The organism is Curtobacterium sp. L3-7 (genome assembly GCF_048756585.1).
In the GTDB taxonomy this organism is placed as follows: Bacteria; Actinomycetota; Actinomycetes; order Actinomycetales; family Microbacteriaceae; genus Curtobacterium.
In genome coordinates this window covers 2,598,531-2,624,452 of the sequence record NZ_CP151474.1, presented here as the reverse complement: position 1 = coordinate 2,624,452, position 25,922 = coordinate 2,598,531, and the positions used below count along the sequence as shown (strand labels likewise).

At 71.0% G+C, this 25,922-nt stretch carries 21 protein-coding genes and 1 tRNA gene; 18 read left to right on the top strand and 4 right to left on the bottom strand.

What is annotated here, in order from left to right; genetic code table 11:
- Positions 1–7: 7 nt before the first annotated feature.
- The 5 genes from AAEP80_RS12775 to AAEP80_RS12755 all read left to right on the top strand — a co-directional run bounded on the left by AAEP80_RS12775 (position 8) and on the right by AAEP80_RS12755 (position 7,135).
- Complete coding sequence (locus AAEP80_RS12775) at positions 8–2,335, top strand: FUSC family protein (RefSeq protein WP_420364690.1); 2,328 nt, start codon at positions 8–10, stop codon at positions 2,333–2,335.
- Positions 2,332–3,582: a DNA polymerase IV gene (gene dinB, locus AAEP80_RS12770; RefSeq protein WP_420364689.1), complete on the top strand. Its 1,251-nt coding sequence runs from the start codon at positions 2,332–2,334 to the stop codon at positions 3,580–3,582. The genes AAEP80_RS12775 and dinB overlap by 4 nt, the downstream gene beginning before the upstream one ends.
- Positions 3,583–3,728: 146 nt before the next feature.
- Positions 3,729–5,522, top strand: a complete 1,794-nt coding sequence (locus tag AAEP80_RS12765; protein WP_420366865.1) for a DEAD/DEAH box helicase — start codon at positions 3,729–3,731, stop codon at positions 5,520–5,522.
- A 13-nt stretch (positions 5,523–5,535) separates the two neighbouring features.
- Complete coding sequence (locus AAEP80_RS12760) at positions 5,536–5,739, top strand: hypothetical protein (protein WP_420364688.1); 204 nt, start codon at positions 5,536–5,538, stop codon at positions 5,737–5,739.
- Between the two features lie 70 nt (positions 5,740–5,809).
- Positions 5,810–7,135, top strand: coding sequence for an NAD(P)/FAD-dependent oxidoreductase (locus AAEP80_RS12755; protein WP_402728776.1), 1,326 nt, complete (start codon positions 5,810–5,812; stop codon positions 7,133–7,135).
- Positions 7,136–7,440: 305 nt separating this feature from the next.
- Here the strand turns inward: AAEP80_RS12755 and AAEP80_RS12750 are convergent.
- Positions 7,441–7,526: transfer RNA gene (locus tag AAEP80_RS12750), tRNA-Leu, on the bottom strand.
- A gap of 168 nt (positions 7,527–7,694) precedes the next feature.
- Between AAEP80_RS12750 and AAEP80_RS12745 the strand changes: the two genes are divergently transcribed.
- Genes AAEP80_RS12745 through mshC form a run of 3 tightly spaced genes read left to right on the top strand, consistent with a single transcriptional unit; the run spans position 7,695 to position 11,128 of the window.
- Positions 7,695–9,014 (top strand): M20/M25/M40 family metallo-hydrolase, encoded by a 1,320-nt coding sequence (locus AAEP80_RS12745; protein ID WP_420364687.1) that lies wholly within the window; start codon positions 7,695–7,697, stop codon positions 9,012–9,014.
- Positions 9,015–9,062: 48 nt separating this feature from the next.
- Complete coding sequence (locus AAEP80_RS12740; RefSeq protein ID WP_420364686.1) at positions 9,063–9,890, top strand: undecaprenyl-diphosphate phosphatase; 828 nt, start codon at positions 9,063–9,065, stop codon at positions 9,888–9,890.
- Positions 9,887–11,128: a cysteine--1-D-myo-inosityl 2-amino-2-deoxy-alpha-D-glucopyranoside ligase gene (gene mshC, locus AAEP80_RS12735; protein WP_420364685.1), complete on the top strand. Its 1,242-nt coding sequence runs from the start codon at positions 9,887–9,889 to the stop codon at positions 11,126–11,128. Before AAEP80_RS12740 ends, mshC begins: the two co-directional genes overlap by 4 nt.
- Before the next feature lie 361 nt (positions 11,129–11,489).
- On the opposite strand, the gene AAEP80_RS12730 is transcribed toward mshC, so the two are convergent.
- Positions 11,490–12,422, bottom strand: a complete 933-nt coding sequence (locus AAEP80_RS12730) for a PAC2 family protein (RefSeq protein ID WP_402728772.1) — start codon at positions 12,420–12,422, stop codon at positions 11,490–11,492.
- Between the two features lie 137 nt (positions 12,423–12,559).
- Between AAEP80_RS12730 and AAEP80_RS12725 the strand changes: the two genes are divergently transcribed.
- The 9 genes from AAEP80_RS12725 (at position 12,560) to AAEP80_RS12685 (ending at position 23,316) form a co-directional block, all read left to right on the top strand.
- Positions 12,560–13,288, top strand: coding sequence for an HAD family hydrolase (locus AAEP80_RS12725; protein WP_420364684.1), 729 nt, complete (start codon positions 12,560–12,562; stop codon positions 13,286–13,288).
- A gap of 26 nt (positions 13,289–13,314) precedes the next feature.
- Positions 13,315–14,376, top strand: a complete 1,062-nt coding sequence (locus AAEP80_RS12720; RefSeq protein ID WP_420366864.1) for a tRNA (adenine-N1)-methyltransferase — start codon at positions 13,315–13,317, stop codon at positions 14,374–14,376.
- A 44-nt stretch (positions 14,377–14,420) separates the two neighbouring features.
- Positions 14,421–15,326 (top strand): FKBP-type peptidyl-prolyl cis-trans isomerase, encoded by a 906-nt coding sequence (locus tag AAEP80_RS12715; protein ID WP_420364683.1) that lies wholly within the window; start codon positions 14,421–14,423, stop codon positions 15,324–15,326.
- Between the two features lie 92 nt (positions 15,327–15,418).
- Positions 15,419–16,441, top strand: a complete 1,023-nt coding sequence (locus AAEP80_RS12710) for a helix-turn-helix transcriptional regulator (protein ID WP_420364682.1) — start codon at positions 15,419–15,421, stop codon at positions 16,439–16,441.
- Entirely contained in the window at positions 16,434–17,405 is a 972-nt protein-coding gene (locus tag AAEP80_RS12705) for a helix-turn-helix transcriptional regulator (RefSeq protein ID WP_420364681.1), read from the top strand. The genes AAEP80_RS12710 and AAEP80_RS12705 overlap by 8 nt, the downstream gene beginning before the upstream one ends.
- A gap of 679 nt (positions 17,406–18,084) precedes the next feature.
- Positions 18,085–18,837: a twin-arginine translocase subunit TatC gene (gene tatC / locus AAEP80_RS12700; protein ID WP_281267580.1), complete on the top strand. Its 753-nt coding sequence runs from the start codon at positions 18,085–18,087 to the stop codon at positions 18,835–18,837.
- Positions 18,834–21,296, top strand: a complete 2,463-nt coding sequence (locus AAEP80_RS12695) for a DEAD/DEAH box helicase (RefSeq protein WP_420364680.1) — start codon at positions 18,834–18,836, stop codon at positions 21,294–21,296. The genes tatC and AAEP80_RS12695 overlap by 4 nt, the downstream gene beginning before the upstream one ends.
- An 11-nt stretch (positions 21,297–21,307) precedes the next feature.
- Entirely contained in the window at positions 21,308–22,852 is a 1,545-nt protein-coding gene (lnt, locus tag AAEP80_RS12690; RefSeq protein ID WP_420364679.1) for an apolipoprotein N-acyltransferase, read from the top strand.
- Positions 22,853–22,965: 113 nt separating this feature from the next.
- Positions 22,966–23,316 (top strand): RNA polymerase-binding protein RbpA, encoded by a 351-nt coding sequence (locus tag AAEP80_RS12685; protein WP_281264600.1) that lies wholly within the window; start codon positions 22,966–22,968, stop codon positions 23,314–23,316.
- A gap of 59 nt (positions 23,317–23,375) precedes the next feature.
- On the opposite strand, the gene AAEP80_RS12680 is transcribed toward AAEP80_RS12685, so the two are convergent.
- Both AAEP80_RS12680 and AAEP80_RS12675 read right to left on the bottom strand, forming a co-directional pair.
- The gene (locus AAEP80_RS12680; protein WP_420364678.1) at positions 23,376–24,536 is read right to left on the bottom strand and encodes an SPFH domain-containing protein; all 1,161 of its coding nucleotides are present in this window, start codon (positions 24,534–24,536) and stop codon (positions 23,376–23,378) included.
- Positions 24,533–25,006, bottom strand: coding sequence for an NfeD family protein (locus AAEP80_RS12675; protein ID WP_402728764.1), 474 nt, complete (start codon positions 25,004–25,006; stop codon positions 24,533–24,535). The genes AAEP80_RS12680 and AAEP80_RS12675 overlap by 4 nt, the downstream gene beginning before the upstream one ends.
- 150 nt (positions 25,007–25,156) lie before the next feature.
- Between AAEP80_RS12675 and AAEP80_RS12670 the strand changes: the two genes are divergently transcribed.
- Positions 25,157–25,918 (top strand): SDR family oxidoreductase, encoded by a 762-nt coding sequence (locus AAEP80_RS12670; RefSeq protein WP_420364677.1) that lies wholly within the window; start codon positions 25,157–25,159, stop codon positions 25,916–25,918.
- Positions 25,919–25,922 lie beyond the last annotated feature (4 nt).

Sequence of the window (25,922 nt, the reverse complement as noted above, 5' to 3'; positions counted from 1 at the left end):
GCGCCAGGTGACGAGCACGACGGACGCGACGATCGAACGGACCGAGCGCGGCCGCTCCGCACCCACGCACCGGACACCCCCACGGCGTCGGACCCGGCGCCAGCGCCTGTGGGATCGCCTGCTCGTCCTCGACCCGGGCTTCGTGAAGAGCGAGGGCGCCCTCCGCACCCTGCTCTGCGTCCCGGCCGGCATGGCCGTCGGGTACGCGATCGCCCTCGGGTTCGGGCTGCCAGCGATCCTCGGGCTGATGATCGGCGCGATGCCGGCGTTCATCACGTGCCTGGTCATCGTCGACCCGAGCGCCGGACGCGTCGCCGGGCGCACCGGTGCCGTCATCGTGCCCTTCGTCGTCGCCCTGGCCGGCAGCATCGCGCTGCACCCGTTCCGCATCGTCGAACTCGTGCTCATCGTCGTGCTGCTCTTCGTGCAGTTCCTGGCGTTCCAGTGGGGGAAGTGGGCGTCCGACGCCGCCATCGTGGCCTTCTCCGGGTACCTGTGCGGGCTGCTGCTGCCGCTCCCGGAGACGGCGGTGCTGCCACTGTCGATCGTCGTCGCCGGCTCCCTCGCCGTGACGATCGTGATCCGGACCGCGTTCCTCCGTCCGAACCCGTACCGTTCCCTGATGCGCACACGGCGCGGCTTCGTGGCGCGCGGGTCGGACGTGCTCGAGGCGGCGACCGCCGCCCTCGCGACCGCCGACGAACCGCGCCGTCGTGCTCGCGCGCTCCGGCGGCTCCGGCACCGGCGTGCGCAGTACCACGAGATCGCGCTGACGGTCGACGGCATGCTCGCGGCGAGCGGCGTCGACGGTACGGCCGACGAGCTGCACCGACTCGTGTTCGACACCCACTTCGCGATCGACGAACTCGGTCGTGCCGCAGCGGCCCTCGTCGAGCAGGGCGCGCCGGAGGACGTCCGGCACGCAGCGCTCCGGGCGTTCACGACGGTGCTCCGGCACGGCGGCAGCGCCGGGGACGACGCCGGGCGGACGCTCGGAGCCCGGTTCGCGATCACGGCGACCGCTGCCGACCGGGGTTCACGGACCGCGGTGCTCGTGCAGCGGATGGGCCGGGAGTTCGCGGACCTCCGGACGGCCGGGCTGCGCTGGCGGGAACTCCGCGACGAGCTGCCCCGCGCGGGCGACGGCGTGCCGTTCGCGTCCCCGGTGATCCTCGCGGGTGGCCGCCCGGTCGGCGCCGTGCCGGTCGTCGCGGACGAGATCGCCGAGGGGCCGTGGCGCCGGTTCCACATGACGGCGTCGCTCCGGACCGCGGTGCACGCGGCGATCGCCGTCGCGATCACGGAGCCACTCGCCCTGCTCCTCGACGGCAGTCGCTTCTACTGGGGCGTGATCGGCGTGATGATCGTCCTCGCCGGCACGAACACCACCCCGGAGCGTGTCCGCAAAGGCATCCACCGCGGCGTCGGGACGATCGTCGGCGGTGCGGTCGGCATCGGACTGGTGCACGTCCTCGGCACCGACCACCCCTGGGTCACGATGGTCATCGTCTGCGTGCTGCTCGCCGTCGGCACCTACGGGTTCGGCGGTCTGTACGCGGTCTGGGCGGCGTGCCTCGTCGTCGTGCTCTGCCAGGTCTACGACTACTCGGGCACCTTCACCGACGCGCTCATCCCGATGCGCCTCGCCGAGAACCTGCTCGGCGCGACCATCGCGATCCTGGTCAGCCTGGTGGTGCTGCCGCTCGCGACGCGCAGCGTCGTCCGTCGTGCCGTCCGCCGGCAGCTCGTGGCGGTGCGGGCCTTCGTGCTGGCGACCGTGGGGGTGGACGCGGACGCGACCGACGACGGCGACGAGGCGGACGGGACCACGGCCTCCCGGTCGGACCGGCTCGACCTGCGCTCCCGCTCCCGTGCCGTCGACAACGCGACGTACCAGCTCGAGAGCGTCCTGAAGCCGATGGTGCGGTTCCCGACGGGCGGACCGGCGCGCGCCGACGCACGGATGCGCGCCTCGCTGCAGGCGGCTGCGGCGTTCGCGCGGGAGCTGGCCGGGAGGCCCGGTGCGGCCCCGGCGGTCGTCCCCGCAACCCTGCGCGGTGCGGCCGAACACCTCGCCGCGTCCGTGGACACGCTGTCGGACCGCGTCGTGGCCGGTCCCGCTGCCGAGGGCGTCTGGGCCCGGATCACCGACCGGCTCGAGGACGTGGCGCAGTCACTCCCCGACGGTCCGGACGGCGACGCGCTGCGGGACCGCGTGCACGCGCTCGGTCGCATCGACGAGTCGCTCGCGCTGCTGGCCGAGCGGGTCGGCATGACGGTCGTCGGCGACGCCTCGACGCCGATGTCGGCGGTCGGTGGCACCATCTCGGTGTGAGCAAGCAGGACGGACGCAACCGCCTCGTCTCCGACCAACCGGTCGCGGACCTGACGGCGACGGTGCTGCACGTCGACATGGACGCGTTCTTCGCCTCGGTGGAACTGCTCGACCGGCCGGACCTCCGCGGGCTGCCGGTGATCGTCGGGCACGACTCCGACCGCTCGGTGGTCACGGCCGCCACCTACGAAGCCCGCAAGTACGGCGTGAACTCGGCGATGCCGATGGCCGTCGCGAAGCGCCGCTGCCCGAACGCGATCATCGTCGAACCGCACTTCGAGAAGTACCGGGCGAACTCCGAGGCGGTGATGGACGTCTTCGATCGATTCACCCCCAGGGTCGAACGGCTCGGCATCGACGAGGCGTTCCTCGACGTCGCCGGGGCCGTCCGGATGTACGGCACGCCGTGGGAGATCGGCACCGCGATCCGCCGCGCCGTGTTCGAGGCGACCGGGCTGCACTGCTCGGTCGGTGCCGCGTCGACGAAGTTCGTCGCCAAGCTCGCCTCCAGCCGCGCCAAGCCAGCGGGGCTCCTCGTGGTCCCCGAAGCCGAGACCGTGGCGTTCCTCCACCCGCAGCCGGTGTCCGCGCTGTGGGGTGTGGGCGGCAAGACGCAGGAGATCCTCGAGCGCCGAGGCATCCGCACCGTCGGCGACCTGGCGACCACGCCGCTCGGCTCACTCGTGTCCGCGCTCGGCCCTGCCGGTGGGCAGCGTCTGCACGACCTGGCGTGGGGGCGTGACCCCCGCGTGGTCGACACGGCCGTCGGCGAGAAGTCGATCGGGCACGAAGTCACCTTCGGCACCGACCTCACCGACCGCGACGCCGTCGCTCGGGAACTCCTGCGCCTGGCGGAGAAGGTCGCCGTCCGCATGCGCCGTGCCGACGTCCAGGCCCGCACGATCGCCCTCAAGGTCCGCTACACCGACTTCACGACGGTGACCCGCTCGCGGACCCTCGCCGAGCCGACCGACGTGGCCCGCCGGATCCACCGCGAAGCCGTCGAGCTGTACGACGTGCTGCACAAGCCGGGCAACCGCATCCGGCTCATCGGGGTCCGCGGCGAGAACCTCGTCCCGACCGCGGCGAGCAACGCGCTGTGGGACGACGACGCGCCGTGGCGTGAGACCGAGACCACCGTCGACGCGGTCACGGCCCGCTTCGGCGCCGGCGTGCTCCGCCCGGCGTCGCTGGTCCGCGGCACGCCCGAGCAACGACCTCCGCACGCCCGACAGGACATCGGGTGACGGTAGAATCGGGGACAGTGAGCGCAGCGGAGTACGAACACCAGCAGCACGCCGCGGCCGACGGACTCGACACCGAGCAGGCCACGGCGCCGTCGGAGGAACTCGGGCAGGCCCGATCGGCATCGGGCGAACTCGCGCCGGCCGAACTGGCCGAGATCGCGGGCAACGCCGCGGCGGAGCACCTCTCGCCGGCCTTCCCGGACCGCGCGGCATGGGGCACCGCGTCGAAGCTCCGCGCCTGGCAGGTCGAAGCGCTCACCAAGTACTTCGAGACCGAACCGCGCGACTTCCTCGCGGCCGCGACGCCTGGTGCCGGCAAGACGACGTTCGCGCTCCGGCTCGCGACCGAACTGCTCGCCAGGGGCACCGTCGACCGCATCGTGGTCGTCGCGCCGACGGAACACCTGAAGCGTCAGTGGGCGGACGCCGCCGACCGCGTGAACATCCGCATCGACCCGATGTTCAAGAACGGCGACGGCATGTTCGGCCGGCACTACCAGGGCGTCGCGATCACGTACGCCCAGGTCGGCATGAACCCCGAGGTCCACAAGAAGATCACCGAGGGCGGGCGCACGCTCGTGATCCTCGACGAGGTCCACCACGGTGGGGACGCACTCACGTGGGGGGACGGCATCCGGGAGGCGTTCAGCGCGGCCACTCGGCGTCTGTCGCTCTCCGGGACGCCCTTCCGCTCGGACACCGCACCGATCCCGTTCGTGCAGTACGCCCCTGACGAGCAGGGCATCCGCACGTCGATCTCCGACTACAACTACGGCTACGGACGCGCCCTGCAGGACGGCGTGGTCCGTCCCGTGCTGTTCATGGCGTACGCCGGCCAGATGCGCTGGAAGACGCGCATGGGCGACGAGATGTCGGCATCCCTCGGCGAGCAGGTCACGAAGGACATCACGGCGCAGGCGTGGCGCACGGCCCTCTCCCCGGAAGGCGAGTGGATGCCTGCGGTGCTGTCGGCGGCCGACAAGCGCCTGACCGAGGTCCGGCGCGGTGTGCCGGACGCCGGCGGCCTGGTCATCGCGACCGACACCACGACCGCGCGTGCGTACGCCAGGATCCTGCAGCAGATCACGGGGGAGCGCCCGACCGTCGTCCTCTCCGACGAAGCGGCGGGGTCGAGCCGGATCGGCGCGTTCGCCGCGGACACCTCGCGATGGATGGTCGCGGTCCGGATGGTGTCGGAAGGCGTCGACGTCCCCCGGCTCTGCGTCGGGGTGTACGCGACCAGCGCGAGCACGCCGCTGTTCTTCGCGCAGGTGATCGGTCGCTTCGTGCGTGCACGTCGCCGTGGGGAGACGGCGTCGGTGTTCCTGCCGAGTGTCCCGGGGCTGATGGCCCTCGCCGCGACCCTCGAGCTCGAGCGCGACCACGCCCTCGACCGCCCGAAGGACGCCGACGACGGGATGTACAACCCGGAAGACGCGATGGTCGCCGAGGCCAACAAGGAAGAGCGTGCCTCGGAGAGCCTCCTCGACCTGCAGCCGTTCGAGGCCCTCGACTCGCAGGCGTCGTTCGACCGTGTCCTCTACGACGGCGGTGAGTTCGGCACCGGTGGCGAGATCGGCTCGCTGGAGGAACTCGACTTCATCGGGATCCCCGGGCTCCTCGAACCCGACCAGGTGCGCGACCTGCTGCGTGCGCGGCAGGCCACCCAAGCGAAGCGATCCAAGGGTCGCGCCGTGAAGGACGGCCAACCGAAGGCGGCAGCGCCCGAGAACCGGCCCATGTACATGACACTCAAGGAACAGCGGTCGGAGCTCCAGCGGCTCGTCTCGATCTGGTCCAGGCACTCGAACGAGCCGCACGGCGCCATCCACGCGGAACTCCGTCGGATCAGCGGGGGACCGGCCGTCGCACAGGCCAGCATCGAGCAGATCCAGAAACGCATCGACCTGCTGCGCTCCCGCATCGGCGGGCGCCGGTGACCCGGGTGCGCGCGTGATCGTCGCCGTCGACGACCGGACCTGGCTCGTGAAGCGCACGGTCGAGTCCTCTCCCGAGGCGATCATCGACCGGTTCGGTGGCGGGTACCGTCTCCGCCGCTTCAGCCTCACCGAGTCGCGCCGGACCGCGCACGGGGTGTACCTCGGGGTCGACCTCGCCGAGACGGCGTGGTGGCGGTTGCGCGACGGTCGTCGTTGATCTCGACCGGATCTCGGCATTCTGCGCGGCGTACATGACGCAGCAAGGTCAGATCGAGTAGACCGGAGGAATGGCAGACTCCATCCCTCACGTCCTCGTCCTCGGTGGCGGCTCGGCCGGCTACACGACCGTCAAGCAGCTCCAGAAGCACGCCGCGACCGTCCCGATGCGCATCACCCTCGTCGACCAGAACACGTACTACACGTACCTGCCGTTCCTGCCAGAGGTCGCCGGCGGTCACATCGCGCCGAAGGACGTCACGGTCGAGCTCCGTCGTGCGCTGCGCAAGACCCGGGTGATCCAGGGCAAGGTCACCGGGATCTCGTCCGCCGACAAGACCGTCTCGATCGCCACGGCCGGCGGCGACGACCGCACGCTCGGCTACGACCAGCTCGTCGTCGCGCTCGGCTCCGTCACGCGGACCTTCCCGACCCCCGGACTCGAAGAGGTCGGTGTCGGCTTCAAGAGCGTGGAAGAGGCGGCGTACGTCCGGGCGAAGCTGCTCGACAACATCGCGAAGGCTGCGGCGACCCGTGACGAGGACGAGCGTCGCCGGCTCCTGACCAGCATCTTCATCGGCGGCGGCTACACCGGCGTCGAGGCGATCGGTGAGCTGTTCGACGTCTCGCAGGCCGCGATCAAGACCTACCCGTCGCTCGCGGGGGAGCAGCCGCGCTGGGTGCTCATCGACGCGCTCGACCGCGTGGCACCCGAGGTCGGCCCCGAGCTGTCGAAGTGGACCCTCGAGTCCCTCCGCGCCCGCGGCATCGACGTCCGCCTGAAGACCACCATGCCGAGCTGCGAGGGCGGCGTCGTGAAGCTCTCCGACGGTGACGAGTTCGCCACCGGACTGCTCGTCTGGACCGCCGGCGTCAAGCCGAACCCGCTCCTCGACGCCTCCGACCTGCCGCGCGGGCCGAAGGGGCACCTCGCCGCCAACGCAAAGCTCCAGGTCGAGAACGAGGAGACGCACGAAGTCGTCCCGGGCGTCTGGGGTCTCGGCGACGTCGCGCAGGTCCCCGACCTCACCGCGGACAAGCAGCCGGCGTACTACCCGCCGAACGCGCAGAACGCCGTGCGCCAGGCCGTCGTGGCGGCGGACAACGTCGTCGCGACGATCACGGGCAAGCCGCTCGAGGAGTACCGCCACCCGTCGATCGGGACCGTCGCCTCGTACGGCGTCGGGAAGGGTGCCGCGAACATCAAGGGCATCAAGATGACGAACCTCCTCGCATGGCTCGCACACCGGGCGTACCACGTCTACGCGATGCCGACCCTGAACCGCAAGGCGCGCATCGTCATCGGCTGGGTGACCGGCGCGGTCTCCGGTCGCGACGCGACCTCGCTCATCAAGGAGACCGACCCGCGCCGCGCCTTCGTGGACGCGACGAAGTAGCGACTGCCTAACTGACGGGAGGCCCGGTGCCAGCTGGCACCGGGCCTCCCGTCCGTCTGCTGGTCCCGTTGGCCGCGCACCCTCCCGACTCGGAACGACCAGGCCGTTGTCGTACGACAGCGACCCTGTCGCTCCTTGCGGGCGCAACAGTTGCACGCGCGCCGTTGCGACGTACCCGCTGTCGTACGACAGCGACTCTGTCGCTCCTTGCGGACGCAACGACTGGTACGGAGGAACCAAACGGGCGCGCAAAACCGAACGGCCCACCCGAAGGTGAGCCGTTCGCCGCGTGTCTCAACACTGCGTGTCCGAGGGGGGACTTGAACCCCCACGCCCTAATACGGGCACTAGCACCTCAAGCTAGCGCGTCTACCAATTCCGCCACCCGGACAGGTGTTCGTTTCAGTTGTCGGCCGCTCCGGTGGGTTTCCCCGGCGTTGCTGCCGGAGAAGACATTAGCACGGCTCTGAACGCACGTTGAACACGGGCGCGCATCCCGGGCGCGTCCTCCGGCGACGGCGAGTTCCGGTGAGTCAGCGGTGCCCGATAGCGTTGGCGCATGACGACGGATCCCGCGGCCACCACGACCGAGCTCGAAGCCACCGCGGCGATCGCCAGGGACCTCATCCGGATCGACACCACGAACTGGGGCGAGGGCCGTTCGAAGGGCGAGACGGAAGCGGCGCACTACGTCGAAGCCAAGCTGCAGGAGCTCGGCGCGACGCCGCAGCTGTTCGAGTCGGAGCCCGACCGGGTGAGCGTCGTCGCACGCATCCCCGGGCGTGATCGCAGCAAGCCGGCGCTCGTCGTGCACGGCCACCTCGACGTCGTCCCGGCCGATCCCGCGAACTGGAGCGTCGACCCGTTCGGCGGCGTGGTCAAGGACGGCATGCTGTGGGGCCGCGGCGCGGTGGACATGAAGAACATGGACGCGATGATGCTCACCGCCCTCGGTGACGTGATCGCCGCGCAGGGGGCACCCGAGCGCGACCTCGTGATCGCGTACTTCGCGGACGAGGAAGCCGGGGGAGTCCTCGGCTCGCACCACGTCGTGTCCGAGCACCCCGAGGTGTTCGCCGGAGCGTCGGCCGCCATCAGCGAGGTCGGTGGCTACTCCATCACGCTCGGTGATCGCCGCGCCTACCTGCTGCAGACCGGCGAGAAGGCCCTGATGTGGATCAAGCTCGTCGCGAAGGGCACCGCGGCGCACGGCTCGCACGTCATCCGCGACAACGCCGTGACCAAGCTCGCAGCGGCCGTCGCCCGGATCGGCAGCGAGGAGTGGCCCGTCCGACTGTCCGCCACGACCGAGGCGATGGTCGCCGAGGTCGCACGGTTCCTCGGCGTCGACGCCGCGGTGACCGGCCCGGACGAGGTGGCCCTCGCGACGGGGTCCGCGTCCCGGTTCATCCACGCGGCGCTCCACACGACGTCGAACCCGACGGTGCTGCAGGCCGGGTACAAGCACAACGTCATCCCCGACGCCGCCGAGGCACTCATCGACATCCGGTGCCTCCCCGGCGACGAAGAGACGGTCCTCGAGCGCGTGCAAGAGCTCGCCGGCGACGACGTCGAGGTCGTGATGTCCTTCCGCGACATCGGTCTCGAGCAGGACCTCGGCGGACCGCTCGTGGACGCCGTCCGTGACGTCCTCGGCCGCCACGACCCGGGTGCGCCGGTGCTGCCGTACCTGCTGTCCGGCGGGACCGACAACAAGGCGCTGTCGACCCTCGGCATCGCGGGCTACGGCTTCGTGCCGCTCCAACTACCGGCCGGCGTCGACTTCCCGGCGATGTTCCACGGTGTCGACGAGCGCGTGCCGCTGGACTCGCTCGCGTTCGGTCGTCGTGTCCTCGGGGACCTGCTCGCGTCGTATTGATATGCTGTCGGGTCGCCACCGGCGACCACGACCCGAAAGGCCGCGCCAGTGCACATCCTCGAGGCGATCTTCCTCGGCTTCGTGCAGGGACTGACCGAGTTCCTGCCCGTCTCCTCCAGCGCACACCTGCGCATCGTCGGACTCTTCCTGCCGGACGCGCAGGACCCGGGTGCCGCGTTCACCGCCGTGACGCAGCTCGGGACCGAGACCGCGGTGCTCATCTACTTCTGGCGGGACATCACGCGCATCGTCAAACGCTGGTTCGGGGCGCTCGGTGGCAGGGTCCCGCGCAACGACCCCGACGTGCGACTCGGCTGGCTCGTGATCATCGGCACGATCCCGATCGGCGTCGTCGGACTCCTGCTGCAACACTCCATCGAGACCACCTTCCGGTCGCTCTGGATCGTCGCGATCGTCCTCATCGTGTTCGGCATCGTCCTCGGTGTGCTCGACCGCATCGGCCGCAAGGAACGACGGATCGAGCACATGACCTTCGGGGGCGGGATCCTGATCGGCATCGCACAGGTGCTCGCTCTCGTTCCCGGTGTCTCGCGCTCCGGGGCCACCGTCTCGATGGGGCTCGCCCTCGGCTACACCCGTGCCGCAGCCGCGCGTTTCGCGTTCCTGCTCGCGATCCCGGCGGTCTTCCTGTCCGGCCTGTACGAGGCCGCGACCAGCCTCAACGACACCGGCGCGCCCTTCGGCGTGGCCGACACGGTCATCGCGACCGTGGTGGCGTTCGTCGTCGGGTTCGTCGTGATCGCGGCGTTCATGAACTACATCAGCAAGCGCAGCTTCATGCCGTTCGTCTACTACCGCATCGCACTCGGTATTGTTCTCATCGTGTTGCTGTCGCTCGGAGTGATCCAGCCGTGAGGGCCTGGGAGGCCCCGTCCGTCCCCGACGTCGGCGGGACCGGACCCCGTCCGGTCGTGCACGACACCGCGACCGGGAAGCCCGTCGACCCGACCCGCGGTGACGACCGTGCGGCGTTGTACGTCTGCGGGATCACCCCCTACGACGCCACGCACCTGGGACACGCCGCGACGTACCTGGCGTTCGACACGCTCGGCCGGGCCTGGCGCGACGCCGGGCTCGACGTCGAGTACGCGCAGAACACCACCGACGTGGACGATCCGCTGCTCGAGCGGGCGACCCGTGACGGCATCGACTGGCAGGAGCTCGCGGCGTCGCAGATCGACCTGTTCCGCCGGGACATGGAAGCCCTGCGCATCCTGCCGCCCGACGACTACGTGGCCGTCACCGACGAGGTCGAGCGCATCGCCGAGGCCGTCGCGTTCCTGCAGGAGACCGGCTACGCCTACAGCGTGCCGACGCCCGACTCTGTCGGCGACGACCTCTACTTCGACGTGAACCGTCCGACCGAGTCCTGGGCGCTTGGCGACGAGAGCCGCATGGACCGCGAGACGATGCTGGCCCTGTGCGCCGAACGCGGCGGCGATCCCGACCGTGCCGGCAAGCGCGACCCGCTCGACCCGCTGCTCTGGCGGGCCGCCCGTGCGGGGGAGCCGCGCTGGGAGACCGTGCTCGGCGAGGGGCGGCCCGGCTGGCACATCGAGTGCAGCGTCATCGCCGGCGACCGGTTGGGGCTGCCGATCAGCGTGCAGGGCGGTGGCAGCGACCTGGTCTTCCCGCACCACGAGATGAGTGCTGGGCACGCTGCGGCGCTGGCGCACCAGCCGTTGGCACATGCGTACGTGCACACCGGCATGATCGCGTACCAGGGCGAGAAGATCTCGAAGTCGCTCGGCAACCTGGTCACGGTCCGCGGCCTGCTCGACGACGGGGCCGATCCCCGTGCGATCCGGCTCGCGCTCCTGTCGCACCGGTACTCGGACGACTGGGAGTGGTTCGACGCCGAACTGTCGAGCGCCATCCGACGGCTCGCGGCCTGGGACTCCTGGGCGACGGCGGGCGCCGGACACGCCGACGACGCCGACGACGTCATCGCGCGCATCCGAGCGCGCGTCGCCGACGACCTCGACACGCCGGGTGCGGTCGCGGCCGTCGACACCGCGGTCGCCGGCGGGACCCGGTGCACGCCCGAGCTCGTCGACCTGGTCGACGCCCTGCTCGGCATCCGCATCGCCTGACGCGCGCCCACGACCGGCACCTGCCGACCGGTACCTGCCGACCGGTCACAACACCCCGCTCACGTCTGCCGACCGGCACCTGCCGACCGGTCACAACACCCCGCTCACCTCTGCCGAGCGGCCACGATCCGTCGTTCCGGCCGCCCGCGAGCGACAGTTCGTGACCGGTCGGCGGAGGCGGACGGGGTGTCGTGACCAGTCGGCGGGCGGCGGGCGGGGCGCGGGATCCGGACGGGGGCCGAATCGGACGGGAGGCTCGGTGCCAGCTGGCACCGTCCCTCCAGGCTCGGCCGTCACCCCGCTGGCGCGGTGTGCCGGTACCGGCTGGTGGGGCCCACCTCCCGTCCGTCGTCGCGCGCTCCTACTGCGGTGGCTGCGGGGGCCGCCACGGGCCCTCGCCCGCCTGGCCGGGACCGTCCTTGCCGTCCTTGCGCTCCCGACGCCGGAGGTACTGCTCGAACTCCTGCGCGATGGCGTCACCCGACGCCTCGGGGGAGTCGACGGTGTCGCGCGCCTGCTCGAGCTGCTCGATGTACGACGCCATATCCTCGTCATCCGAGGCCAGGGCGTCGATGCCCTCTTCCCACTGCGTCGCGTCGTCGAGGAGCGTGCCGCGGGGGACCGTGACGTCGGTGAGCTCCTCCATCTTGTCCAGGAGCGACAGCGTGGCCTTGGGCGACGGCGCGTTGTGCACGTAGTGCGGGACCGAGGCCCAGAGGGACAACGTCGTGAGCCCGGCCTTGTCCATCGTGTCGGAGAGCACACCGAGGATGCCGGTGGGGCCCTCGTAGGACGATTTGTCGACGTCGAACGCGGCACGGACGCCGGCGTTCTCGCTCGACACGAACACCGAGATCGGACGGGTGTGCGGGACGTCCGCGAGCATGGCGCCGACGAACACCACCGCGTCGATGGAGTACACGTCGGCGAGGTCGATGATCTCGGCGCAGAACGCCCGCCACGTGCGGGACGGCTCCGGTCCGACGAGCACGAAGACGTCGCGCTCCGCCGGGGAACCCGCCGCGCCGATGACAGGGCGTCCGACGTCGCCGGGGCCGTGCAGCACGATCCGCGGCCACTGGATCCCGCGGACGCCGTTGTCGTCGCTGCCGACGGTCGGGCGGTTGAACTGGTAGTCGACGTACTGCTCCCCGTCGATCTCCCGCAGTTCGTCGAGCCCGAGTGCGTCGACGATCCGCCGGGCGAGGCCACTGGCGGCTTCCCCGGCGTCGTTCCAGCCCTCGAACGCGACGACCAGCAGGCGGCCGTCGTTGAAGGGGGAGTGCTGTGGCACGGAGCGGACCTCCTGGAGGTGGAGTGGAGCGGGTCGGCGCGGGAGGCGGACCGTCCACAGCCGACCGGACACGATCAGGCATCCACAATAGGCCCCAGGGCCGTCGGCGACCGCGTGCGCCGGTAGACTCGTCGCCCGTGACCGCGCATCCCCTCGCCCTCGTCCAGCCCGCAGCCGTGCTGTGGGACATGGACGGCACGATCATCGACACCGAGCCGATCTGGCAGCAGTCCCAAGTGGAGCTGACCGGTCGCTACGGCGCCGAGTGGACCCACGAGGACGGTCTCTCCCTGGTGGGGAGCGGCCTCGAGCGCTCGGGGGAGATCCTGCGGGACAAGGGCGTCGACATGGAGGTCGAGGAGATCGTCCAGTGGATGACCTCGTACGTCATGGAGCGGCTGGCGCACGACGACCTGCCGTGGCGTCCCGGTGCGCGTGAGCTCATCGAGGAACTGCACGCCCGTGGCATCCCCACGGCGCTCGTGACGATGTCCCGCCGCAACATGGCCCTCGTCGCCGCCGACGCCCTGGCGGACCACCCGTTCCGGGTCGTCGTCGCCGGCGACGACGTCGAGCACCCGAAGCCCCACCCCGAGGCGTACCTGACCGCAGCCGCCCAGCTGGGCGTCGACGCCACCGCATGCGTCGCGATCGAGGACTCCGCCACCGGAGTCGCCGCGGCCGTCGCGTCCGGCGCCGTCACGATCGCCGTCGAACACATCGTGCCGCTGCCGGAGACTGCCGGCGACGTCTACCTGACCTCGCTCGCCGGTGTCGACGTGGATCGGCTCGTGGCCCTCACCTCGCCGGCGCTGGCCGCACGCGCCGGCGGGTCCGCCGCCGGCGCCGAGGAGGTCGCGCGGTGAACGCCGAGCTCCCCGACACCACCGGGTTGCCGCACACGACCGGTGGCACCCCGCACACCCCACCGCGCGGCCCGTTCCGCGCGGGCGACCGGGTGCAGCTCACCGGCCCCAAGGGCAAACTCACGACGCTGTCGCTCGAGCCCGGCGTGATCTACCACACGCACCGCGGGATGCTCGCGCACGACGACGTGATCGGGCAGCCGGACGGATCCGTCATCACCGCGAGCTCGGGCGACGAGTACCTCGCGCTCCGGCCGCTGCTGAACGACTACGTCATGTCGATGCCGCGCGGTGCCGCGATCGTCTACCCGAAGGACGCCGCCCAGATCGTCGCGTTCGCCGACGTCTTCCCCGGGGCCCGCGTCGTCGAGGCCGGTGTCGGCTCCGGTGCGCTCTCGCTCTGGCTGCTCCGCGCGATCGGTCCGACCGGTCGCCTGCAGTCGTTCGAGCGCCGCGACGAGTTCGCCGAGATCGCCCGTGGCAACGTCGGCACCTTCCTCGGCGCCGTGCCGGACAACTGGAGCGTGACCGTCGGCGACCTCGTCGAGGAGCTCCCCGGTGCCACCGAACCCCAGAGCGTCGACCGTGTCGTGCTCGACATGCTCGCACCGTGGGAGTGCGTCGACGCGGCCGCCGACGCGCTCGTGCCCGGCGGGCTGATCGTCTGCTACGTCGCGACGGTCACGCAGCTGAGCCGCACCGCGGAGGCGCTCCGCGACACCGGACGCTTCACCGACCCCCAGTCGAGCGAGACGCTCGTGCGCACCTGGCACGTCGAGGGGCTGGCCGTCCGACCGGACCACCGCATGGTCGGACACACCGGGTTCCTCGTGACGGCACGCCGCCTGGCCGACGGTGTGGTCCTCCCGAACCTGAAGCGACGCGCAGGCAAGGCCGAGTTCTCCGACGAGGACGTCGAGGCCTGGACGCCGGGCGCCGTCGGCGAACGGTCCGCCAGCGACAAGAAGCTCCGCAAGGTGGCGCGTCAGGCGGCGGCGCAGGCCCGGAAGGTCGCGGCGGCCGAAGCCGCGGACGCGGCAGGAGCCGGCGTGCTGGACGCGTCCGATCCTGCTGGAGACGACCGGTAGGCTACCGACCGTTGCCCGCCCCGCATCGAACGGAAAGAGGGTCCGTGCGCACCATCCCCGCACTCCTGGTCACCATCGGACTGGCCGCGTCGCTCACGGCGTGCGCGTCGAGCGGAGCCGGTACGACGCCGTCGAGCTGCAACGCTCCCGGTGCCGCGTCCGAGTCCGTCACCGCGTCGGGCGCGTTCGGCAAGGAGCCGAAGGTGTCGATCCCCGCGGGGCTCACCACGAAGGGCACCCAGGTCTCGGTCCTGAAGCAGGGCGACGGCCGCACGGTGGGGGACGGTACGCCGGTCCTCATCGAGTACACGCTCGTCGACGGCGCCACCGGGAAGGTCGCGCAGACCAGTGGGTACTCCGGCACGACCGCGCCGATCACCGCGGGTTCCTCGAACGCCGGTGCCCTCGGCAAGGCGCTCGAGTGCGCGAAGGTCGGCGACCGGCTGGCGGTGGCACTGCCGCAGAGTGCGCTGTCGAGCGGCGCGACCTCGACCAAGAAGACGGAGGACGCCGTCGTCGCGGTGATCGACGTCAAGCGGGCGTTCGACTCCCGCGCCACCGGGACCCCGCAGCTCGCCGGCGACGGCATGCCCGCCGTCGTCCTGGCCCCGGACGGTGCCCCCGGCATCACGGTGCCGTCGTCCGCGGCCCCCTCCTCCGACGAGACCCACCTGCTCCGCAAGGGTCACGGCGAGGTGCTCACCGACAAGGACACCGCGGTCATCAAGTACACCGCCGTCACGTGGGGGAACGACTCCACGGTCGCCGGGTCGAGCTGGACCGACGGGACCGGCGCCCAGACCGTGCCGCTCGCCAAGGGCCAGGTCCAGGAAGGCGTGCGCAGCGCGCTCGTCGGCCGGAAGGTCGGCGACCAGGTGCTCGCGATCGTCCACCAGCAGGGTGTGGCCTACGCGTACGTCATCGACGTACTCGGCTCGATGAAGTCCTGACCCGGATCCCGGTCCTGACGACGCTCGTCCGCTCTCCACGAACCCGCGCGCGGGTGCACTCCGGTGCCCCCGCGCTGCCGTAGGATCGGCTCGTGCCAGCCACCCGTGTGCCCCGCGTACCGGCGGAAGAACGCCTGTTCAGCCTCGTGCTCGCGCTGCTGTCGACCGAGTCGGGCCTGACGAAGTCCGAGATCCTGACGAACGTCCAGGGCTACCGACAGCGGTTCGCGGCCGGTGGGGACAACGCGTCGCTCGAGCGCCAGTTCGAACGCGACAAGGACGACGTCCGCGAACTCGGTATCCCGCTCGAGACCATCGAGACCCCCGGATCGTCCGGCAACAACCAGACCCTGCGGTACCGCATCCCGAAGGGGGAGTACGACCTGCCCCTCGACGTCCGGTTCACCCCGGACGAATCCGCGCTGCTGTCGCTCGCGGCGATGGCGTGGCGCGAAGGGGCCCTGTCGTCCGATTCGCGTCGAGCCCTCCTCAAGGTCCGTTCCGCCGGTGACGACGACAGCCGTGCCGGCGCGACCGGCATGGACGCGTACGCTCCGCGGCTCCGCGCGCGGGACGCCGCGTTCGAACCACTCCGTGCCGCGCTCGACCGCGCGGCAGCCGTCCGGTTCGACTACATCACCCCTGGTGAACACGAAGCACGACGGCGCGATGTCGCTCCGCTGGCGCTCGTGCAGCACGGCGGCCGGTGGATGCTCGCCGCACACGAACCCTCGACGGACTCCGACAAGAACTACCTGCTCTCGCGGATCGTCGGTCCCGTCACGACGTACGAGCCGGGTCGCCACCCGGCGCCCGCCGGTGCGGGGGAGCGGACCCTCGCGGAACTCGACCGGCTCTGGTCCGAGCGCACGGCGACGATCGCGGTCGTCCCCGGGTCGGATGCCGAACGCCGTCTCGGCCGTCGGCGGGACACCACCGCACAGGGCGACGGCGTCCTGGTGCTCCACTACGTCGACCCGCAGATCCTCGCCGAGGAACTCGCCGCCTTCGGCCCAGAGGTACAGGTGCTCGAACCCGCGGACGTCCGCGACCGCGTGCTCGACCGCCTCCGCGGCCTCGTCGCCGACCACAGCGAAGGGGTGCTCCGTGGCTGAACCCCAGCCGCTCCAGGCGCAGGACAAGCTCGCGTTCCTGCTCGCACTGGTGCCGTACCTGATCGACCGCGAGCGGGTCTCCGTGGCCGAGGCCGCTCGGCACTTCGGGGTCCCGGAGACCAGGATCCGCCGCGCGGTGGAACTCATCTCCGTGTCGGGGATCCCCGGCGAGACGATGCAGTACCAGCACGGCGACCTGTTCGACATCGCCTGGGACGACTTCGAGCAGAACGACATGATCGTGCTGACGAACCTCGTGGCGATCGACGACTCCCCGCGGCTCTCCGCACGAGAAGCATCTGCGCTCATCGCAGGCCTGCAGTACCTCTCCGCGCTGCCGGAAGCCGCCGACCGCGACGCCATCCGGGCGCTGATGGCGAAGCTCTCCCGCGGTGCTGGTGGAGCGTCCGCGAACGTCGCCGTCGGCCAGGAGCGCCACGACGCCACGCTCGCCACCATCCGGGAGGCGATGTCCGACGGCCGTGGACTCGTGTTCGACTACGCCGGGCCACGAACCCAGGGCAGCACGCGCTCGGTGGACCCGCTCCGCGTGGAGTCCATCGACACGGACTGGTACCTCCGCGCCTGGGACCTCGATCGTGCAGCGCTCCGCACGTTCCGACTGGACCGGATGTCGGCCGTGCGCGTCGACGACCGCCAGGCGTCGCACTCGACGGACGACGTCACTATCCCCGACACGTTGTTCCAGCAGAGCGCGGACGACGTGATCGTGACCGTGGAGCTCGACGCCTCGTCGTTGCCGCTCGTGGCGGACTTCCTCGCGGACACCGCCGACGTGCCCGATGCCGATCGGCGCGTGCGCATCCGGCTCGCCGCGTCCGCGGGGTTCGACGGTGTGGTGCGTCTCGTCGCCGGCCTGCCGGGGCGGGCCGTCGTGCTCGACCCGCCCGCCGCGCGAGACGCCGTGCGCGCCTTCGCCGCGTCCGCGCTCCCCGCGTCCTGACGCGGGCGGCCCACGACGCGGGCGGCCCACGACGCGGGCGGCGCACGACGCGGCCGGCCCACGACGCGGGCGCGTGGCGACGCGGGGTGAGAGCGGACGCGCCCTGGTCGCGACCGTCCACCGGACGGGAGGCTCGTTCCCGGCCCGCACCGTGCCTCCCGTCCGCCGACCGCCCACCGGACCCGCAGGTGCCGCCGACCGCGGCGAGTGGTCGCGACACCCCGTGCATCGACCGCCCACCGGTCGCAGACCGTCGGTCGGTGATCCCGACGACGACGGACGTTGACCGGTCGGCGGATGCGAGCGGAGTGTCATGACCACTCGTCGCGACCGTCCACCGGACGGGAGGCTCGTTCCCGGCCCGAACCGTGCCTCCCGTCCGCGGACCGCCCACCGGACCCGCAGGTGCCGCCGACCGCGGCGAGTGGTCGCGACACCCCGCGCATCGACCGCCCACCGGTCGCAGACCGTCGGTCGGTGATCCCGACGACGACGGACGTTGACCGGTCGGCGGATGCGAGCGGGGTGTCGTGACCACTCGCCCGAAGGTGCGCTGTGCGTTCGCACGTCGCGCCGCCGACCGAGGGCCGCGCTGCCGTAGGATCGACGCATGGCTTCGACGACCGCGCGCGGGCGAGAGAAGCGGCAGGGTCGCCGTCCGAAGGAACCCGAAGGCCGCATGTCCCTCGGGCAGCACCTCATCGAGCTGCGCAACCGCCTGTTCAAGGCCGTCCTCGCGGTCCTCGTCGGTGCGGTCGGCGGCTGGTTCCTGACCCCGTTCGTGCTCGACTCGCTGCGTGCCCCCGTGTCCCAGCTGGCGAAGGTCGGCGGGCACACCGCCGAGTTGAACTTCCCGATGATCACGGGCGCGTTCGACCTCAAGCTGCAGATCGCGATCACGATCGGCATCGTGATCGCGAGTCCGGTGTGGCTCTACCAGATCTGGGCGTTCATCGTCCCGGCGCTGGTCCGGCGCGAGAAGCAGTACGTGTGGGGCTTCCTCGGCACGGCGATCCCGCTGTTCTTCGCCGGGTGCTACTTCGGCTGGTACGTCCTGCCGCACATCGTCGGGATCCTCGGCAGCTTCGTGTCGAGCCAGGACACCTCCATCGTCGACGCGAAGGCCTACTACGACTTCGTCATCAAGCTCATCGTGGCCGTCGGCATCGCCTTCGTGCTGCCCGTGTTCCTGGTGCTGCTGAACTTCGTCGGCGTGCTCGAGGCGAAGTCGATCATCAAGTCCTGGCGCGTGGCCATCCTCTGCATCCTGGTCTTCTGCGCGATCGTGACCCCGAGCGCCGACGTCATCTCGATGTTCCTGCTCGCGATCCCGATGATGGTGCTCTACGTCGCCGCCTGCGTGGTGACCTGGCTGCACGACCGTCGTCTCGCGAAGCGCCAGGCCAAGCTCGACGCCGAGTACGGCCTGTGACCGACACCGGGCTGAGCGCGGCCGAGCGGTTCCAGGCCGCCCGCGTCCGGAGCCGGTCGCGCAACCTGGAGCTGTTCCGTGCGGACTTGCGATTCGACCTGGACGCGTTCCAGTTCGCCGCGTGCGATGCGCTCGACCAGGGGCGGAGCGTGCTCGTCGCCGCCCCGACCGGCGCCGGCAAGACGATCGTCGCCGAGTTCGCGATCTGGCTGGCGATGCGGCAGCCGACGGCGAAGGTGTTCTACACGACGCCGATGAAGGCGCTGAGCAACCAGAAGTACGCCGAACTCGTGGAGGCGTACGGGGAGTCCGAGGTGGGGCTCCTCACCGGCGACACCAACGTCAACCCCCGGGCACGGGTCGTCGTGATGACGACCGAGGTGCTCCGCAACATGATCTACGCGGACTCCGACCTGCTCGACGACCTGGCATGGGTCGTGCTGGACGAGGTCCACTACCTCGCCGACCGGTTCCGGGGCGCGGTGTGGGAAGAGGTGATCCTGCACCTGCCGACCGAGGTCCGTCTGGTCTCGCTCAGCGCGACGGTGTCCAATGCCGAGGAGTTCGGCGACTGGCTGCAGACGGTCCGCGGCGACACCGACGTCATCGTGTCCGAGGACCGTCCGGTGCCCCTCGAGCAGCACGTGCTCGTCGGCAACAAGATGGTCGACCTCTTCGACTCGTCCGGCGCCGCGGCGACCAACCGCGTGAACCCCGAGCTGCTGCGTCTCGTCGGCGGAGGCTCACGCAACGACAGCCGTGGCGGCCACCGCGGACGCCGGGGTCGTGGCGGGTACGTCGACCGCCGTGGTCCGCGCACCGAGAAGCTGCACCGCGAGCACATCGCCCGCATGCTGGACGAGCGGATGCTGCTCCCGGCGATCTTCTTCGTGTTCAGCCGCAACGGGTGTGACCAAGGTGTCCGGCAGGTCCTGCGGTCTGGCGTGTCCCTGACCACCCGCGAGGAGCGGAACGAGATCCGCGAGACCGCGGAGTACCACTGCCGGACGCTCCTCGACGAGGACCTCGCCGTCCTCGGGTACTGGGAGTGGCTCGAAGGGCTCGAGCGGGGCGTCGCGGCGCACCACGCCGGGCTCCTGCCCGCGTTCAAGGAGGTCGTCGAGGACCTCTTCCAGCGCAAGCTCCTCAAGGTCGTCTTCGCGACGGAGACCCTGGCGCTCGGGGTCAACATGCCGGCCCGCACGGTCGTCCTCGAGAAGCTCGAGAAGTTCAACGGCGAGGCCCGTGTGCCGATCACGCCGGGGGAGTACACGCAACTCACGGGTCGAGCCGGCCGTCGGGGGATCGACGTCGAGGGGCACTCGGTCATCCAGTGGACCGACGGCCTCGAACCGCAGGCCGTCGCGTCGCTCGCGAGCCGTCGGACGTACCCGCTCAACTCCTCGTTCAAGCCGACGTACAACATGGCCGTGAACCTGATCGAGCAGTTCGGTCGACAGCGCACGCGCGAGGTCCTCGAGACGTCCTTCGCGCAGTTCCAGGCGGACCGCTCCGTCGTCGACCTCGCCAGGAAGGTGCGGTCGCAGCAGGAGTCGCTCGACGGCTACCAGCGGTCGATGGCGTGCCACCTCGGCGACTTCACCGAGTACGCGGCGCTGCGACGGCGACTCTCGGACCTCGAACGCACGAACGTCCCCGGCGGCCGCGAAGCCTCGCACGGCGCCCGCCAGGAACGGCAGTCCCAGATCACCGAGGTGCGGCGCGCCCTGCAGCGTCACCCGTGCCACGCCTGCCCCGACCGCGAAGCGCACGCCCGCTGGGCGGAGCGCTGGTACAAGCTCAAGCGCGTCAACGACAAGCTCGTGCAGCAGATCCGCTCCCGGACCGGCGCCGTTGCGACGACCTTCGACCGGGTGACCGACGTGCTCGTCCAGCTCGGGTACCTCGTGCCGAGCGCGAACGACGCGTCCGCCGGTCCGGACGGCGAGCTCACCGTCGCAGCGGGTGGTCGTCGTCTGCAGCGGATCTACGGCGAGCGGGACCTGCTCGTCGCCGAGTGCCTCGAGGCCGGGGTGTGGAAGGACCTCACGCCGGCACAGCTCGCCGCCATGGCCGCCACGATCGTCTACCAGCCCCGTCGGGAGGACGCCCCGGGCACCGAGCACGCTCTGCCGCGCGGTGCGTTCCGCCCGGCGCTCGACGAGACCCTGACGATCTGGTCACGCCTCGACGACGTGGAACGCGACGCCCGGCTGTCCGGTTCGCAGCCGCCGACCCCCGCGATCGCCGTCGGCATGTTCCGGTGGGCGTCCGGCTCGGCGCTCGACGACGTCCTGCGGTCGCTCGACCTGGCGGCAGGCGACTTCGTCCGGTGGTGCAAGCAGGTCATCGACCTCCTCGACCAGATCAAGAACGCCGGCGACCCCGAGCTCGCCGAGACCGCCCGACGTGCGACGGACGCGGTCCGCCGCGGCATCGTCGCGTACGCGACGGTCTGACGGGAGGCCCGGTGCAGGTTCCCGAGACCGGTGTGCGTCCGCGCGCGCCCTTCGCGGCGTTGCCGGTGCGGATCGCGCTGCCGCTGGCGGTCATCGGTGGGCTGTTCTTCGCCCTGTCCTTCCCGTCGCCCGGGTGGTGGTTCCTCGCCTACCCCGCGGTGGCCTGTCTGCTGCTGTCCGCCATGGGACAGGGGTGGCGCCGTGCGGCATGGCTCGGCTACCTCGGGGGAGTCGCGTTCTGGATCCCGGCCATCTCGTGGGCCGGGCGCTACCTGGGGCCGGTCCCGTGGCTCGCGCTCGCGCTGTTCGAGGCGGCCATGTTCGCGCTCGGCAGCGTCGCGATCTCCCTCGCGTACCGCTGGGTCGCGCGCGTCGTGCCCTCGACCGCCGGACGCGTGTGGGGCCTCCCGGCCGTGGTCGCCGCACTGTGGACCGGACGCGAGTGGTTCTCCGGGAGCTGGCCGTACGGCGGGTTCGCGTGGGGACGGGTCGGGCTGTCGCAGTCCGAGAGCCCGTTCGCGCACCTCGTCGCGTACGTCGGCGTCCTCGGGTTGTCGTTCGTCGTCGTCTACTGCGTCGCCGTCGTCGTCTCCCTGGGGCTCGTCGGGGGGATCCAGCTCCGGATGCGCGTCGCCGTCGCCGGACTCCTCGTGGCGGCGGTGCTCGCCGTCCCCGCCTGGCCGACAGCGACCGACGGGACCATCCGTATCGAGTCCGTGCAGGGCAACGGTCCCGCCGGGTACTTCGACCGGGCGGCCCCCGGACAGGTCCTCGAGTCGCAGGTCGCCGCGACCGACGTGTCCGCGAAGGGCGTCGACCTGGTCGTCTGGCCCGAGGCGTCCGCCGAGTTCGACCCGCGCCAGCAGCCCGTGATCGCGAGCGCGCTGAACTCCGTCGTGCAGTCCGTCGGGGCCCCCATCGTCGCCGGCGCGATCACCCAGACACCGGCGGGTGTGCTCCACAACACGTCGTTCGTCTGGACCGCCGACGGGTGGCAGTCGTCCTACGACAAGAAGCGCCCGGTGCCCTTCGGCGAGTACGTCCCGGACCGGTGGTTCTTCTCCAAGCTCGCGCCGTCACTCATCGGACTGCTGCAGCGCGACTACACGCCGGGGACGAAGCCGAACGTGCTCGACGTCGCCGGGATCAAGGCGGGCATCGCGATCTGCTTCGACATCGTCGACGACGGGCTGACGCGGGACATGGCCCGCGGCGGCGCGCAGGTGATCCTCGCGCAGACGAACAACGCCGACTTCTCCGGCACCGACGAGAACCTCCAGCAGCTCGAGATCGCGCGGATGCGGGCCATCGAGACCGGCCGGTCCCTCGTGAACATCTCGACCGTCGGCGCCTCGCAGGTGATCGACCCCTCCGGGCGGACGATCGACCGCGTGCCGGAGTACACCGCGACCTCGATGGTGACGGACGTGCCCCTCGGCACCTCGACGACGCCGGCCACCGTCGCGTCCGGACTGATCGCGCTCGTCCTCTCGCTCGGCGGGCTCCTCGTCCTCATCGCCTGCGCCCCGTTCCACACGCCCCGCCGCCGCCGCTGACCGTCCACCCGTCCCGCGGTCCCGCACTGGGAACCCACTGTGAATGCGGATGCCCCGGAACGAACGCGCGTGGGACAGTGTTGCAGAGGGGGAACGAGCGAGAGGAGTCCACCATGGCTGATCGGAGTCTCCGCGGCATGCGGCTCGGGAGCCAGAGCCTCCAGAGCGAAGAGGGCGTCGAGCTCTCTGACCGCAAGCGCGCGGTCTACCAGACCGACTCGGGCGAGACGTTCGACGTCGTGTTCTCCGCCGAGGCAGAGGTCCCGCAGAGCTGGGCCGACCCCAGGAGCGGACGCGAAGGACGTCTGCTCGGCGACGACGGGGTCCCCGTCGAGGTCGCAGCAGAAGACGTCAAGGCACCACGTACCCACTGGGACATGCTGCTCGAGCGGCGCTCGCGCGAGGAGCTCGAGGAACTGCTCCAGGAACGACTGCAGTTCCTGCGCGCCCGTCGCGGCGCCTGAGGCACTGGCGAACGACGAAGGCCCGCTCCCCGATGGGAGCGGGCCTTCGTGGTTCCCGGCTACTGCTGTGTGCGGTCGTCGCCGAGTTGCTCGCGCGTGGCTTCGGCCGCGGCGGCGAGCTTCTCCTCGACGCTGCGGTTCGACTCCGCGAGACGCTCGTCGAGACCCGCGTCCGGCACGATGTCCGCTGCGGTCGCGTTCGGGTTCGCCGCAGCCGCGCCGCCCCCAGGCTCGGTCGCCGCCGTGTTGGCGAGGCTCTCGTTGGCGAGCTTGGAGATCTTCGCGAGGAAGTCGCTGCCACCCGCACCGCCGGCCGCAGGCGCTGCGCCCGAGCGGCCCGTGGTGAAGCCCTTGGCGATGCCGGACAGCGCCTCCGTGAACTCGCTCGGGATCATCCAGAGCTTGTTCGCGGTGCCCTCGGCGATCTTCGGCAGGGTCTGCAGGTACTGGTACGACAGCAGCTTCTCGTCCGGGTCGCCGGTGTGGATGGCGTCGAACACCGTCGCGATGGCCTGCGCCTCACCCTCGGCGCGGAGCACCTGGGCCTTGGCGTCACCCTCTGCGGCGAGGATCGCCGCCTGTCGCTGGCCCTCTGCCTCGAGGATCTGCGACTGCTTGGTGCCCTCGGCCTGCAGGATCGCTGCACGACGGCTGCGCTCCGCTCGGAGCTGCTGCTCCATGGCGTCCTGGATGGACACGGGCGGCTCGATGGCCTTGAGCTCCACGCGTCCGACGCGGATGCCCCACTTGCCGGTCGCCTCGTCCAGCACCACGCGGAGCTGGCCGTTGATGTTGTCGCGGCTGGTCAGTGCCTCTTCGAGGTTGAGCCCACCGACGACGTTGCGGAGCGTGGTGGTCGTCAGCTGCTCGACGGCGCCGAGGTAGTTCGCGATCTCGTAGGTGGCGGCGCGGGCGTCGGTCACCTGGAAGTACACGACGGTGTCGATCGAGACCACGAGGTTGTCCTCGGTGATCACCGGCTGCGGCGGGAACGACACGACCTGCTCGCGCATGTCGAGCAGCGGCCGGAGCCGGTCGATGAACGGCACCAGGAGGTTCAACCCCGGGTTGAGGGTCTTGTGGTACTTGCCGAGCCGCTCGACGATGCCCGCCGTGGCCTGGGGGACGATGCGGATCGCCTTGGCCAGGACGACGATCACGAAGATGACGATGACGACGATCAGTACGAGGAGCACGATCGTCCCGGGTTCGAGGGTCATGAAGCAGCCTTCTGTTGGATGCGGACGACGGCGGTCGAGCCCTCGATGGACTCGACGACGACGTGGGTGCCGAGCGGCGGGGTGCGATCGGGGGCGGCGACGTCGATGCGCGCGCTCCAGGTCTCGCCGTTCGCCAGGCGGACCTGGCCGGGGGCGGTGGAGGTGAACGCGACGGCGACCGTGCCGGGCATGCCGACCAGTCCCTCGACGCCGGTGCGGTGGGGGTCGGCGTTCCGGCCGAGCGCGACGAGGAGCCGGGGCCGGACGAGCGCGAGGAGCAGGAGCGCGACGGCCGCGGCGATGATGGCGGACAGCCACCACTCCGCGCCGATGAGCGCTGCGATCAAGCCGCCCGCTGCTCCGGCTGCGAGCATGATGAAGATGAAGTCGAGGGTGAACACCTCGACCACCCCCAACACCAGCACCAGAGCGATCCAGACGATGGTCTGGATCCAATCCGAGATGTTCACGCGATCTCCCTCCCTCGGTCGCGCGCGGCAGCGCTGCGTCGCGACGGCCGGTTCAAGTCCGTTCAACATATCAAACGACGTCTGACCGGGCGCACGGATTGGTAGGCTCGACCGGTCCCGATGCACGGTCACGAACTGGAGAACACCACTGTGAGCAGCCCCCTCGCCCCCGGATCCCTCGCCGGCAAGCGCGCCCTCGTCACCGGCTCGTCCCGCGGCATCGGCGCCGACACCGTCGGGTACCTGGCCGAGGCCGGGGCCAAGGTGGTCGTCAACTACCGGAACAAGGCCCGCCGCGCCGAGCAGATCGCCGAGGGCATCGTCGCCGCCGGGGGAGAAGCCCTCGCTGTCGGCGCCGACCTGACCGACCACGACTCGGTGCAGGCCATTGTCGACACCGTGGTGCAGGCATGGGGCGGGATCGACCTCCTCGTCCTGAACGCATCGGGCGGGATGGAGTCGGGCATGGGCGAGGACTACGCGCTCCGTCTCAACCGTGACGCGCAGGTCGACATGCTGCAGACCGCCGTGCCGCACATGGCCGCCGGCTCCCGGGTCGTGTTCGTCACGAGCCACCAGGCCCACTTCGTCGAGACCGCCGAGACGCTGCCGGAGTACCTGCCGGTCGCGAAGAGCAAGCACGCCGGTGAGATCGCGCTCCGCGAGCTCCTCCCGCAGCTGGAGGCAGCCGGCATCGAGTTCGTCGTCGTCTCCGGCGACATGATCGAGGGCACGATCACCGCGACGCTCCTGAACCGCATCAACCCCGGTGCGATCGAGGAACGTCGCGGGGCCGTCGGCAAGCTCTACAGCGTCTCCGAGTTCGCCGCCGAGGTCGCCCTCGCCGCGGTCGAGCCGATCCCCACGGACAACACGCGCCTGGTCGGCGACGTCAGCGGCTTCACCGCCTGAGCGC

What these genes read in the sequence shown, in the direction of transcription:
- AAEP80_RS12745 (WP_420364687.1), top strand. Translation starts at nt 7,695, where the DNA reads ATGACGACGGATCCCGCGGCCACCACGACCGAGCTCGAAGCCACCGCG.
- AAEP80_RS12755 (WP_402728776.1), top strand. Translation starts at nt 5,810, where the DNA reads ATGGCAGACTCCATCCCTCACGTCCTCGTCCTCGGTGGCGGCTCGGCC.
- AAEP80_RS12685 (WP_281264600.1), top strand. Translation starts at nt 22,966, where the DNA reads ATGGCTGATCGGAGTCTCCGCGGCATGCGGCTCGGGAGCCAGAGCCTC.
- tatC (WP_281267580.1), top strand. Translation starts at nt 18,085, where the DNA reads ATGTCCCTCGGGCAGCACCTCATCGAGCTGCGCAACCGCCTGTTCAAG.
- AAEP80_RS12680 (WP_420364678.1), bottom strand. Translation starts at nt 24,536, where the DNA reads ATGACCCTCGAACCCGGGACGATCGTGCTCCTCGTACTGATCGTCGTC.